11 protein-coding genes are annotated in these 12,042 nt (G+C 63.6%); 8 read left to right on the top strand and 3 right to left on the bottom strand.

Annotated features, from left to right (window positions below; translation table 11 throughout):
• Positions 1-9: 9 nt before the first annotated feature.
• On the top strand, positions 10-1,080 hold the full coding sequence (locus tag ABLE86_RS00705) for an iron ABC transporter permease (protein ID WP_348777705.1): 1,071 nt from the start codon (positions 10-12) through the stop codon (positions 1,078-1,080).
• An 8-nt stretch (positions 1,081-1,088) separates the two neighbouring features.
• Positions 1,089-1,880, top strand: a complete 792-nt coding sequence (locus ABLE86_RS00700; protein ID WP_348776999.1) for a heme ABC transporter ATP-binding protein — start codon at positions 1,089-1,091, stop codon at positions 1,878-1,880.
• A 74-nt stretch (positions 1,881-1,954) separates the two neighbouring features.
• Here ABLE86_RS00700 and rirA read toward each other — a convergent pair whose 3' ends face one another.
• Complete coding sequence (gene rirA, locus ABLE86_RS00695; protein WP_348776998.1) at positions 1,955-2,419, bottom strand: iron-responsive transcriptional regulator RirA; 465 nt, start codon at positions 2,417-2,419, stop codon at positions 1,955-1,957.
• A gap of 346 nt (positions 2,420-2,765) precedes the next feature.
• On the opposite strand from rirA, the gene ABLE86_RS00690 reads away from it, so the two are divergent.
• The 4 genes from ABLE86_RS00690 to ABLE86_RS00675 all read left to right on the top strand — a co-directional run bounded on the left by ABLE86_RS00690 (position 2,766) and on the right by ABLE86_RS00675 (position 6,271).
• The gene (locus tag ABLE86_RS00690; RefSeq protein ID WP_348776997.1) at positions 2,766-3,377 is read left to right on the top strand and encodes a GNAT family N-acetyltransferase; all 612 of its coding nucleotides are present in this window, start codon (positions 2,766-2,768) and stop codon (positions 3,375-3,377) included.
• A 76-nt stretch (positions 3,378-3,453) separates the two neighbouring features.
• Entirely contained in the window at positions 3,454-4,743 is a 1,290-nt protein-coding gene (locus ABLE86_RS00685) for a DUF445 domain-containing protein (RefSeq protein WP_348776996.1), read from the top strand.
• 198 nt (positions 4,744-4,941) lie between these two features.
• Positions 4,942-5,403, top strand: coding sequence for a MaoC family dehydratase (locus ABLE86_RS00680; protein WP_348776995.1), 462 nt, complete (start codon positions 4,942-4,944; stop codon positions 5,401-5,403).
• A 154-nt stretch (positions 5,404-5,557) separates the two neighbouring features.
• Positions 5,558-6,271, top strand: coding sequence for a response regulator transcription factor (locus tag ABLE86_RS00675; protein WP_348776994.1), 714 nt, complete (start codon positions 5,558-5,560; stop codon positions 6,269-6,271).
• A gap of 36 nt (positions 6,272-6,307) precedes the next feature.
• On the opposite strand, the gene ABLE86_RS00670 is transcribed toward ABLE86_RS00675, so the two are convergent.
• Both ABLE86_RS00670 and ABLE86_RS00665 read right to left on the bottom strand, forming a co-directional pair.
• Positions 6,308-7,648: a hybrid sensor histidine kinase/response regulator gene (locus ABLE86_RS00670; RefSeq protein WP_348776993.1), complete on the bottom strand. Its 1,341-nt coding sequence runs from the start codon at positions 7,646-7,648 to the stop codon at positions 6,308-6,310.
• A gap of 12 nt (positions 7,649-7,660) precedes the next feature.
• A complete protein-coding gene (locus tag ABLE86_RS00665) occupies positions 7,661-9,037 on the bottom strand; it encodes an FIST N-terminal domain-containing protein (protein ID WP_348776992.1) in 1,377 nt (458 codons plus the stop codon).
• 52 nt (positions 9,038-9,089) lie between these two features.
• Between ABLE86_RS00665 and ABLE86_RS00660 the strand changes: the two genes are divergently transcribed.
• Together ABLE86_RS00660 and ABLE86_RS00655 are read left to right on the top strand one after the other, a co-directional pair.
• On the top strand, positions 9,090-9,596 hold the full coding sequence (locus tag ABLE86_RS00660; protein ID WP_348776991.1) for a (2Fe-2S)-binding protein: 507 nt from the start codon (positions 9,090-9,092) through the stop codon (positions 9,594-9,596).
• An 87-nt stretch (positions 9,597-9,683) separates the two neighbouring features.
• Positions 9,684-12,038, top strand: coding sequence for a xanthine dehydrogenase family protein molybdopterin-binding subunit (locus ABLE86_RS00655; RefSeq protein ID WP_348776990.1), 2,355 nt, complete (start codon positions 9,684-9,686; stop codon positions 12,036-12,038).
• Positions 12,039-12,042: the final 4 nt, after the last annotated feature.

The following is a 12,042-nucleotide window of genomic DNA, read 5'->3' as shown; positions in this document are numbered from 1 at the left end:
GTCGGCAACATGGAAAGGCGCGCGTCGGCGGGCGACCGCTCGGCGCGCGCGAAATTTGCGATTGTGCTCTTGGCGGTTCTGCTCGGCGTGACCGTGCTGATGAGCCTGGCTTCCGGAGCGTCCGGCGCCTCGGCGCTGGCGGTGGTGCGCGACTGGCTGTTTCCGTCGATGTCGGACGGCTCGGCACTGTCCGAGCGCGACCGCATCATCATCTATGACATCCGCCTGCCGCGCGTGGTGCTCGGCGTGCTCATCGGCTCGGCGCTCGCCGTTTCGGGCGCGGTCATGCAGGGGCTGTTCCGCAATCCGCTGGCCGATCCCGGCCTGGTCGGCGTGTCCGCGGGCGCCGGGCTCGGCGCTATCGTGGTGATCGTGCTGGGCGGCACCGTGCTCGGCCCGCTGCTGGCGATCTTGGGCATCTACACACTTCCGCTCGCCGCTTTCGCCGGTGGTCTTGCCACCACGCTGACCCTCTATCGTGTCGCCACGCGGCGCGGACAGACCTCCATCGCCACCATGCTTCTGGCCGGCATTGCACTCGGCGCCATGGCTGGTGCTTTCTCCGGCATCCTCGTCTATCTCGCCGATGACCGGCAGCTGCGCGACCTGACGTTCTGGGGGCTCGGCTCGCTCGCCGGCGCCACCTGGACCAAGATCGCGGCGGCCGGGCCGATCATCGCGCTGGCGCTGATCGCGTCTCCCTTCATGGCGCGGGGCCTGAACGCGCTGGCGCTGGGGGAGGCGGCGGCGCATCACCTCGGCATCCCCGTGCAGCGGTTCAAGAATGTCGCCATCTTCTCGGTCGCGGCGGCCACCGGCGCGTCCGTCGCTGTCAGTGGCGGAATCGGCTTTGTCGGCATCGTCGTGCCGCATCTGCTGCGCCTGCTGATCGGCCCGGACAATCGGTACCTGCTGCCGGCTTCGGCGCTGCTCGGCGCCTCCATGCTGCTGCTTGCGGATGCGATCAGCCGCACCGTCGTGGCGCCGGCCGAACTGCCCATAGGCATCATCACGGCAGCCGTCGGCGGACCGTTCTTCCTGTGGATCCTGCTCCGCAAGCGCGGGCTTCTGGACCTCTGAGTGCAGCCATGATCGAAGCCCGAAATATTTCCGTCTCCATCGGCTCCAGGCGCATCATCTCCGATGTCGATTTCGAAGTGCGCGCGGGCGAGCTCGCGGCGATCGTCGGGCCCAACGGGTCCGGAAAAACGACCTTCCTGAAGGCGCTTTCCGGCGATCTCCCATATTCGGGCAAGATCGAGATCAACAACCGCGACATGGCGGGCCTAAAACCATGGGAGACAGCGTCGATGCGCGCCGTGCTGCCGCAGGCGACGGCGCTGTCCTTTCCTTTCACGGTGCATGAAGTCGTCAGTCTCGGCCTGATGAGCGGCCGTTCCGGCGCGCTGGCCGGCGAGGAACGCAATCTGCCGGAGCGTGCCTTGGCGCGGGTGGATCTCGACGGTTTTGCCGGCCGCTTCTATCAGGAACTCTCAGGCGGCGAACAGCAGCGCGTGCAGCTTGCGCGCGTGCTGTGCCAGGTCTGGGCGCCCGTGCTGGACGGCAAGCCGCGTTACCTGTTCCTCGACGAGCCGGTCTCCAGCCTCGACATCAAGCACCAGCTGATCATCATGGACATTGCCCGCGACTTTGCCCGGCGCGGCGGGGGCGTGGTGGCGATCCTGCACGACCTTAACCTGACTGCGATGTATGCCGACCGCATCTTCGTCATGCATCGGGGGCGGTTGGCGGCGGCGGGCACGCCGAGTGAGGTGCTCAGCGACGATCTGATTTCGGAAGTGTTCGAGTGCTGCCTGAAGGTCGGTGCGCTGCCCGCGGGTGATACGCCCTTTGTCCTCCCCCAATCGGTGTCGGTTTAGGCCGCCAGCGTTGCCAAACAAAAAAGGCCGCGCTCGAAGGAGCTGCGGCCTTGCGCTTCTGGAGGCGGTATCCGTTACGCCGCCGGCGCCCGGCGGTCCTCGAGCTGGTCGATGCCCAGCAGCGAGCGCACATTCGGCCGCGCCTTGACCAGGTCGTCGATAGTGTGGCGGGAAAGAACGTCGAAGAAGGCGTTCAGAGCTTCGCGCAGCGCCGAGTTCAGGCCGCAGCTGTCGATGAGCGGGCATTCTGCGGCGTCGCTCTCGAAGCACTCTGCCATGGCGAAACTTTCTTCCGTCACCCGCACGACATCGAACAGGGTGATCTTATCGGCGTCGCGGCCAAGTCGCACACCGCCATGGCGTCCGCGCACGGTTTCGACCAGGCCATGCTGGACCAGCGGCTGGAGGATCTTGAACAGGAACAGTTCCGAGACCGAATATGCCTGGGCGATTTCGGGAATCCTGCTGAGCCGGTCCTTATTGGCCGCGCAATACATCAGGATCCGTATTGCATAATTGGTCTGGCGCGTAAGCCGCATGATCGTTCCTTCGCTGATGCTGGCCGGGCATGGGGGCAAAATGCGGCCGCAATTGGCCCGGGCAGAACAGGCAATATGTTCACGGGCCGCTTCGCCAAACCGAATATGGCGTGGGCCCTGGAATAATTCCAGATCGGTAACGACGATACTTTCTGCACGTTGTCAAGTTATCGGGGGCTATCGGCAGGGGGCCTGTCCAGTAGCTGGGACGGGCCATTTTTGGGCGGCCGCACGCGCGGCACTTTGACCTTTACGTAATAGCGGGGTTGCAATTCGTGCTGCAGTGCACAATATTCGCGGCGTCAAGAGTCGTAGACTCGCGGGAGGAGCCCTCGAGGAGTACGACATGCAGAAGTCTGCATCCAACGCCGCCCCGCTCACGGGCATCATTCGGCAGCTAAGGCCTTCGGACCTCCGGCGCTTTCGTGATCATCTGCTGAGGCTCGACGCCGAAAGCCGGCGCGACCGCTTCAACGGCTTTGCCGACGACAATTTCGTTCGCGCCTATGCCGACCGCTGCTTTGCCAAAGGCACGACGGTCATCGGCTATGTCGAGGGCGACCGTGTGCTCGGCGCTGCCGAACTGCACGAACGGCCCGAGATTGCCGAGCCTACCGGCGAGATCGCCTTCAGCGTCGAGCAGCAGCTCCAGCACCGGGGTATCGGTGGCAGCCTGTTCGAGCGGCTGATCGCCAATGCGCGCTGGCTGGGCTACACGCGGCTGCTGGTGACCACCCACCCGCAGAACGAGGCGATGAAGGCGCTGGCGCGCAAGTTCAATGCGTCCCTGTCGTTCGATGCGGGCGAAACCGTCGGTGTCATCGAACTCGATCCGCCGGCGCCCGTTTTCCCGGAGACTCCCGACCCTTTCGGAAAAGCTAAGGGCGGGCGCGGCGGCGCCATGCCGCCCGCAGTGGTGTCAATGCGTGCTGCGCAACCGGCGCAAGCGAGGCGATAGGCGCTCTTTCTCGCTGGGCGGGTGGCGCCGCTCGACGCTGATCGGTAGTCTCGCATCGTTCGCCACCGGAATTGCCATGCCACCGAACGAGACGACGACCGCTACCGGTTTCCGCGACGACGCTGCAAAGCTTGCAGCCCTTCGGCGCACCAGGGCAATTGCCACTGGCGCGCTTTGCCTCTGCGTCGTGGTGTTCGCTACCGCCAAGATTTTCCAGCCACGCTATCCATGGCTCGGTTTCGTGGCCGCCTTCGCGGAAGCTGCGACTATCGGCGGCCTGGCCGACTGGTATGCCGTGGTGGCCCTCTTCAAGCGCCCGCTCGGGCTGCCCATTCCCCACACCGCCATCATTCCCGCCAATCAGAACCGCATCGCCGAGAATCTCGGCCGCTTCATCGAGGTCAATTTCCTGGCGCCCGGGCCGGTACGGGAGAAATTGAACGAGGTCGATTTTGCCGCGCTCGTCGCCGACTGGCTGTCCGATGCGCAACGCGCCGAGGCATTGTCGCGCTTCGTTGCGCGGCTGGTGCCGCAAACACTTGCGGCGATCGACCGCTCAGGGCTGCGCAGCTTCGTCGCCGACCGGATGGTCGAGCAGCTCGACAGGGTGAAGGTGGCGCCGCTGGCCTCTGAACTGCTCTCGGCCTTCAGCGAGGACCGCCGCCACCAGAAGCTTTTGGACCAGTTCACCACGATCATCGGCCGCTTCCTGTCGGATGAGGAAGCGTTAGCGGCCATGCGCGAGAAGATCCGCAAGGAACTGCCGTCGCTGTTCAACCTGTTCCGTGCCGACGCGTACCTGCTCAAGAAAATCGTCGCTTCCGCGGGTTCGCTGCTGGAGGAGGTGCGCAACGACCCGGACCACCCGATGCGGCACGAGTTCGACCGCTTCGTTCACAAATTCATCTATGATCTGCGCACCTCCAAGGCATATGCCCGCCGCGCCGAGGCCATGAAGCGCGATTTTCTCGCGCGACCGGAGCTGAGGGCAATTGCGGGCGACGTCTGGGAAAGCCTGCGCAGCCTGATCGAGCAGGACGCAGCCGCGCCCGATTCGAAGATCCGCGCGCATCTTGCCGGCATGTTTGTGGAGGTCGGCCGCAATCTCGCGCGCGACGAGGCGATCCGCGCCGACATGAACGAGGGTTTCGTGGTGGCTCTCGCCGCTTTCGTCGAAAGCCAGAAGAGCAGCGTCTCCGGCTTCATCGCCGACCAGGTCAAGCGCTGGGACCTCGCCCAGCTGACCCGCCTGATGGAAATGAATATCGGCCGCGACCTGCAATATATCCGGTTCAACGGCATGCTGATCGGCGGTATGGCGGGGCTGGCGCTCCATGTTGCGGAACTGCTCTTTTTTGCAGGCTGACTTGTGCTGGTCACACCATTGCATTGGGCAAGTAAGTATAAGTCGATCCATGTCATGTCCCAGCCCTGATCCAAATTGACAAAGCTGCTTTGTTCGTGACAGTCGGAATGAACACCGCCCGGGGAACAGAATTCGCGGTGTGCATTTGCGGAGAGGTTCATGTCAAAGCCCGCCCCGACGTTTGCGGAGCTCAAGCAGATGGCAGGCCAGGAACTGGGCGTGTCGGGATGGGTTACGGTCGATCAGACGCGTATAAACCAGTTTGCCGAATGCACCGGCGATCATCAGTGGATCCACGTCGACCCCGAGCGCGCCAGACGGCGCAGCCCCTTTCGCTGCACAATCGCGCACGGATATCTGACCCTATCGATAATAGCGGCGCTCGGGCAGGAGATTGGGGCGGTTCCCGAAAACACCCAGGCTGCGTTCAATTATGGTCTGGACAGCGTGCGTTTCATCGCACCGGTTCGGGTCGGCGCGCGCATCCGCTTGCGCTCGACGCTGGTGTCCATCGAGGATCGCGGACCCGGCCAATATCTCATGAAGGCCAGCAATGTGGTCGAGATCGAGGGCGAGGAGCGGCCGGCGCTGACCGCGGAAACCCTGGTCATGCTGTATGAGCGCCGCAGCAAGGCGGCTGCATCCACAACTGGCGGCTAGGCAGTGGCGGCCGCCGGTGTACTAATTGGCAATAATCGTTCCATGAACCCTCGGATACTAATAGGCTGTGAATCGAGGAACTGAGAACAGCCTCCGGCAGGCGAAACTGGCACGCGCGCCTTGATTCCCGCAATCGCATCAAGGAGTGTTGGCCATGAGCGCTGCCAACGAGAAGGCCCGGTTCCTTATCATCGACGACCATCCGCTGTTTCGCGAAGCGCTGCACAGTGCCGTGCGAATGGCCTATCCCGATGTCGATACGGTGGAGGCGCGTTCTCTCTCCGAAGCGCTCGAAATACTGGCGGGGCCGAAACCCTTCGACCTGGCTTTGCTCGATCTCGGCATGCCCGATGTCCATGGTTTCGAGGGGCTTCTCCAGCTACGCATCCACCATCCGCGTCTGCCGGTTGTGGTCGTATCAGGCCACGATGAGCAGAAGATCATTTCCGAAGCCCTGTCCTATGGCGCGGCGGGTTTCATTCCCAAGTCGGTTCGCAAGAGCGATCTCGCCAACGCAATACGCTCGGTGATGGACGGTGCGGTCCACGTTCCGGAAAACTACAAGCCAGAGGCGCTAGACCCCGAGAGTGCCGATCGTGCGGAAATGGTGCGCCGCCTCGCCAAGCTCACGCCGCAGCAGCTGCGCGTGCTGCAGATGCTACGCCAGGGGCTGCTCAACAAGCAGATCGCCTTCGAGCTGCAGGTCGGCGAAACGACGGTGAAGGCGCATGTCTCGGAAATCCTGCGCAAGCTCAACGTCTATTCCCGCACGCAAGCGGTCATTGAGGTTTCGAAGCTCGAGAATGTCGATCTCTTCCGCGAGCAGTCGGGTTTCCAGGCGGCTACCCCTCGGCAAAACGACACGTGAAGACCTGAACGGGCGACCGGCACCGGCCGTTCCGCGCTAAGCCAACAGATGCGCCAGCAGTGCCCTGAGCTGCGCCGGCTTCAGCGGCTTGCGCATCAGCTCCACGCCGGCCGCGCGCGCCGTTTGCGTGACGGATTCCGACGTGTCGCCGGTGATGATCAGGGCAGGGACCTCGCTAGACAGATGGTGCCGCACGGCTGCGATGGTGACGCTGCCCAGATCGCCGCCGTCCAGGTGCTGGTCGGCGATGACGACGTCAGGAACCCAGGCCGTATCCCCGAGCGCCCGAAGCGCCTCGGCTGTGGAGGTGGCGGCGCGAACCGTGCATTGCCAGCGTTCGAGCAAGGTGGTCATCGCATTCAGAACGTCCGGTTCGTCCTCCACCAGCAGCACCTTGGTGCCGAAAAGGCCGTAGCCGCGCGGCCGCTCCGTGTCGGTCGCGACGATATTCGTCGCCTGGAATACGGTCGCGGCAACCGGCAGCTCCAGGTGGAATACAGTGCCGCGCCCTACGACGGAGGAAAGCGTGATCGGGTGATCCAGCGCAGTCGTCATGCGCCGCACGATGGAGAGCCCAAGCCCCAGGCCGCCGCTTGAAACGTCGGAGCCGGAGGCTGCGGAGCAACGATGGAACTCCTCGAAAATGGCTTCGCGCTGGTCTTCCGCGATGCCGCAACCGGTATCCGCCACGTCGATCCGGATCGCGTCGCCCCTGTGTCGCGCGCCGACCAGCACACCGCCCTTGCGGGTGTAGCGGATGGCATTTGAGACGATGTTTTGCAGGATGCGCCGCAGCAAGGTGCGATCCGAACGCACCACTGCATTGGTCGACCGGAACTTGACCTTCAGTCCCTTCTGCGCGGCCAGCGGCTGAAAGTCGGACTTGAGCGAGGAAAACAGCGGTCCGAGCGGGACGTCGGTGATGTTGGTCTCCACCACGCCGGCGTCCAGCTTGGAAATGTCGAGCAGCGTATGGAGCAGGTCCTCCATCGTCTCCAGGGAACGCTCGACCTGCCTCACCAGCTTGCGGCCCTCCTCGGTGGTCTGGATCTCGGCGAGCGCCGAAACGGTGAGGTGGGCGGCATTGAGCGGCTGGAGAATGTCATGGCTGGCCGCGGCCAGGAAACGTGTCTTGGACACGTTGGCGCGCTCGGCGCTTTCCTTGGCTGCAACCAGGTCGATATTGGACACTTCGAGCCGGCGCAGCGTGGCGCGCAGTTCCTCGGTGCGGCGGCGCACCCGGCTCTCCAGATTGATCGCTGTCTGGAACAGTGAAAAAGCATTGCCCTGCTGATCCATCGATCGTTCCACGCGCGAAATCAGCGCCTGGTTGATCTTCTTCAGCTTCTCGATGTCATGGACATCCCGCATGGGCATTTTCACCTGCCTCTATTCGGCCGCCTCTCGCTGGCCGAAGGCGATACCGGTGAAGGTCTGGTTGAGATGCATGGAACGATATTGCTCGCCATAGGTTCCAAAACCGATCACCCGATTGGCGCGATATAGTTCCGAAATATCGCGGAAGACCTGTCGGTTGCGCGCGTCGAGGCGTCGCAAAACGCAATCAAAGCCCAAAATCATGTCTATCCCGCCTAATCTTTCCCGCACATTCATGAGCGCGTCGCGGGTGGATTCGACCATGCCGGTGGGCTTGGCGATGGAAAGCACGACGCCATCGTCGATGGCGCAGTAGAACGACAGCGAACCGTCGCCGTTCATCTTCTGGATCGAGCGGCAATAATATTCGCCGCCCACCTTCACCACCACTGGATGCGAGGCAAAGCTCTGCGGCGTCATCGCGTGGTGTTCGATGCCCACTGCTGCCGCGAATTCTTCGGCCGCCACGCATGCGTTGAACTCATGGACGATCCGCCGCTCCGGGTCGGAAGCGGTCACCACCAGTTTGTCGCCGGTAGGCACGAAGTTCTCCGTCTTGAAAACATGGAACGGGACGTCGGTGGCCACGAGGATGACGATGGCGCAGTCGCTGTCGACCTGGCCGTCGTGGATCAGTGTCGTGGTCTCGAACTTCAGATCGTCACCGGCCGAGCCGCCGATCAGCGGGATGTCGTCCAGGCCCCAATGCAGGGCCGAAGTCACCGCCTCCTCGGCGTAGGAAAGCCCGTCGATCAGGCAGAGCGCGAACACGTTGCCCGAGCGGGCACCCGTCAGTCCGTACAGCGTGCGGCGCAGCTGTTCCACCTCGGCCGCCACATAGTCTATCCCCGAGGAGGAGAGTTCACGCACGACTGCGCTGGCGACTGTAAACGACCGCTGCGGAAACAAGATTGCCAAGGCTCGGCTGGTCGTCAGCCCGTCGGGCGTGATTTCGCCCGCGGTCGAGCAGCCGGCATGGGCGAGACTTGGCGCATGCAGCCTCAGGGCTGCTGCGAGCAAATGGGCGTCCAGCAGGGATTGGGAGAAGAAGACCAGCGCAAAACCGGCGTCAATTGCTGCTGCCTCATCGGCAATGGCGCGGGCGAATTCGTCCGCGTCGGGATCATCAGAGGTCAGGGTCGACACCCCGCAGGCATAGCTTGTCCGTGAACAGACCAGCGCAACTCCTCCCCCAGCCAGCCTGGATGTGCCCCCAACACATCGTCGGCGTACTTGGCGGGCATTGTTGCCACAAGAAACCGCTTTGGCAATGGGTGTCGGCGACGGTCGTATCCGAAAGTACAATATGCCCTCTCTTGTGCGGGCTGCATTCTCGATTTGTGGGCAATACGAAATGTACTTATGCTGCGTCTTGCGGCGTTTGAACATTGCCGCCGCGGCCCGGGTCGGACTGGGCGGTTAGGGCACCAAGGGAGGATACATGTCGGAAGTATCGTTGGTTGTGAACGGCCGGCGCGTAAGCGGCGTGGTCGAAGACCGAACCTTGCTGGTTCAGTTTCTGCGCGAGCATCTCGGGCTCACCGGAACCCATGTCGGCTGCGACACATCGCAATGCGGCGCCTGCGTCGTGCATGTCGACGGAATGGCCGTCAAGTCGTGCACCATGCTCGCCGTGCAGGCATCGGGCTCCACGGTGGTCACTATTGAAGGCCTGGCCGACGGCGCGGACCTGCACCCCGTACAGGCGGCTTTCCGCGAGCATCACGGCTTGCAATGCGGCTTCTGCACGCCGGGCATGATCATGGCGGCGGTGGACATCATCAACCGTCACCCGGACGATCTGGACGAGGCGACCGTGCGGACCGAGCTGGAAGGCAATATCTGCCGTTGCACCGGCTACCATAACATCGTCAAGGCCGTGCTGGCGGCTTCGAAGGCCATGGCGCAGAACAGGGGCAACACTGCAAAGGCGAATGAGGCGGCGTAAGCCAGGCGGTGAGCGAGCGGAGCGCGCTGACGGTTCGTTGTTCACTTTTCGCGTTTCGCTTCTTTAAGGTTCCGGAGGAGAACTTTGATGGGCATTGAAGGAATTGGCGCGCGCGTGACGCGCAAGGAAGACAAGAGATTCATCACCGGCGCCGGGCGCTATGTCGACGACATGGTGGTTCCCGGCATGAAGCACGCGGTCTTCGTGCGCAGTCCGCACGCGCATGCGCAAATACAGGGCATCGACGTCGAGGCGGCCCGGGCCATGCCGGGCGTGATCGGCGTCCTGACGGGCAGGGAACTCAAGGCGGACGGCATCGGCAACCTCATCTGCGGCTGGATGATCCATTCCAAGGACGGCTCGCCGATGAAGATGGGCGCGTGGTCGCCGCTGGCGGTGGACAGGGTGCGCTATGTCGGTGACGCCGTGGCGGTCGTGGTGGCCGAAACCAAGGCCCAGGCCCGCGACGCCGCCGAGGCCGTCGAAGTTGCCTACGAGGAACTCGAGGCCGTCACCACGGCGGAGGAGGCGCTGAAGAAGGGCGCCCCGCAGCTGCATCCGGAAGCCGAGGGTAATCTGATCTTCGACTGGGAGATCGGCGACGCCAAGGCAACCGACGCGGCGATAGCCAATGCAGCCCATGTCACCCGCATGAGGATCATCAACAACCGCCTCGTGCCCAATGCCATGGAGCCACGGGCCGCACTGGGCCATTACAACAAGGCCGAAGACCACTACACCTGCTGGACGACCTCGCAGAACCCGCATGTCGCCCGCCTGGTCATGAGCGCCTTCTACAACGTCGCTCCCGAAAACAAGCTGCGGGTAATCGCGCCGGATGTCGGCGGCGGCTTCGGGTCCAAGATCTACATCTATCCCGAAGAAATCGTCTGCCTTTGGGCCTCCAGGAAGACCGGCGTGCCGGTGAAATGGGTGGCCGACCGCACTGAAAGCTTCCTCACCGACGCGCATGGCCGCGACCACGTCTCAATGGTGGAGATGGCTTTCGACAAGGACAACCGCATCACCGGCCTCAAGGTCGACACCATCGCCAATCTTGGCGCCTACATGTCGCTCTTCTCTTCGTCGGTTCCGACCTATCTCTACGCGACCCTTTTGTCGGGCCAGTACGACATACCGGCGATCCACGCCAATGTGCGTACGGTCTACACTAACACCGCACCCGTCGACGCCTATCGCGGGGCAGGGCGGCCGGAAGCCACCTACGTGCTTGAGCGAGTGATGGAGACGGCCGCGCGCGAGCTTGGCCTCTCGCCGGCAGAGTTGCGCCGCAAGAACTTCATCACCTCCTTCCCGCACCAGACGCCTGTGATCATGAACTATGACGCCGGCGACTACGGCGCCTCGCTCGACGCGGCGATGAAGGCGGCGGACTATGCCGGCTTTGCCGATCGCAAGGCCGAGGCCGCCAGGCGCGGCAAGCTGCGCGGCATAGGCATGAGCTGCTATATCGAGGCCTGCGGCATCGCCCCCTCGGCGGCCGTCGGCTCGCTCGGTGCGGGCGTGGGCCTGTGGGAATCGGCCGAGGTTCGCGTCAATGCGGTGGGCACCATCGAGGTTCTGACCGGCTCGCACAGCCACGGGCAGGGTCATGAGACGACCTTCGCGCAGCTCGTTTCAGGCCGCCTCGGCATACCGCTCGACCAGGTTTCCATTGTCCATGGCGACACCGACAAGGTGCAGATGGGCATGGGCACCTATGGATCGCGTTCCGGCGCGGTCGGCATGAGCGCGATCGTCAAGGCGCTCGACAAGGTCGAGGCCAAGGCCAAGAAGATCGCAGCGCATATGATGGAGGCCGATGAGGGCGACATCGTTATCGAGAACGGCGCCTGCAAGGTGGCCGGCACAGACAAGAGCGTGCCGTGGTTCCAGGTGGCGCTTGCCGCCTACACCGCGCACAACCTGCCGGGCGGCATGGAGCCAGGGCTGAAGGAGACCGCCTTCTACGATCCGACGAACTTCACCTTCCCGGCCGGCTGCTACATCTGCGAGGTCGAGATCGATCCGGAGACGGGCACGACCGAGATCGTGCAGTTCGTTGCTTCCGACGATTTCGGCAAGATCATCAATCCGATGATTGTCGAAGGCCAGGTTCATGGCGGCATCGCCCAAGGCGTCGGCCAGGCGCTGCTGGAGGGCGCTCACTACGATCCCGACAGCGGGCAGCTGCTGACGGCGAGCTACATGGACTACACCATGCCGCGCGCCGGCGACCTGCCGTCCTTCCAGGTTTCGACCACGGAAACGCCGTGCCCCGGCAACCCGCTCGGCATCAAGGGCTGCGGCGAGGCGGGCGCCATCGGGTCTCCGCCGGCGGTCATGAACGCCATCACCGACGCCATTGGCACCAACGAGCTGACCATGCCGGCAACGCCGCAAAAGGTGTGGGCGGCGATCCGTTCGGCAACGAGACACTGAGGAG

The organism is Mesorhizobium sp. KR2-14, assembly GCF_040049255.1.
Classification (GTDB): domain Bacteria; phylum Pseudomonadota; class Alphaproteobacteria; order Rhizobiales; family Rhizobiaceae; genus Pseudaminobacter.
This window is presented reverse-complemented; position numbering and strand designations above follow the sequence as displayed.

Coding starts and splice junctions, on each gene's coding strand:
- ABLE86_RS00705 (WP_348777705.1), top strand. CDS start 10: ATGGAAAGGCGCGCGTCGGCGGGCGACCGCTCGGCGCGCGCGAAATTT.
- ABLE86_RS00700 (WP_348776999.1), top strand. CDS start 1,089: ATGATCGAAGCCCGAAATATTTCCGTCTCCATCGGCTCCAGGCGCATC.
- rirA (WP_348776998.1), bottom strand. CDS start 2,419: ATGCGGCTTACGCGCCAGACCAATTATGCAATACGGATCCTGATGTAT.
- ABLE86_RS00690 (WP_348776997.1), top strand. CDS start 2,766: ATGCAGAAGTCTGCATCCAACGCCGCCCCGCTCACGGGCATCATTCGG.
- ABLE86_RS00685 (WP_348776996.1), top strand. CDS start 3,454: ATGCCACCGAACGAGACGACGACCGCTACCGGTTTCCGCGACGACGCT.
- ABLE86_RS00680 (WP_348776995.1), top strand. CDS start 4,942: ATGGCAGGCCAGGAACTGGGCGTGTCGGGATGGGTTACGGTCGATCAG.
- ABLE86_RS00675 (WP_348776994.1), top strand. CDS start 5,558: ATGAGCGCTGCCAACGAGAAGGCCCGGTTCCTTATCATCGACGACCAT.
- ABLE86_RS00670 (WP_348776993.1), bottom strand. CDS start 7,648: ATGCCCATGCGGGATGTCCATGACATCGAGAAGCTGAAGAAGATCAAC.
- ABLE86_RS00665 (WP_348776992.1), bottom strand. CDS start 9,037: ATGTTCAAACGCCGCAAGACGCAGCATAAGTACATTTCGTATTGCCCA.
- ABLE86_RS00660 (WP_348776991.1), top strand. CDS start 9,090: ATGTCGGAAGTATCGTTGGTTGTGAACGGCCGGCGCGTAAGCGGCGTG.
- ABLE86_RS00655 (WP_348776990.1), top strand. CDS start 9,684: ATGGGCATTGAAGGAATTGGCGCGCGCGTGACGCGCAAGGAAGACAAG.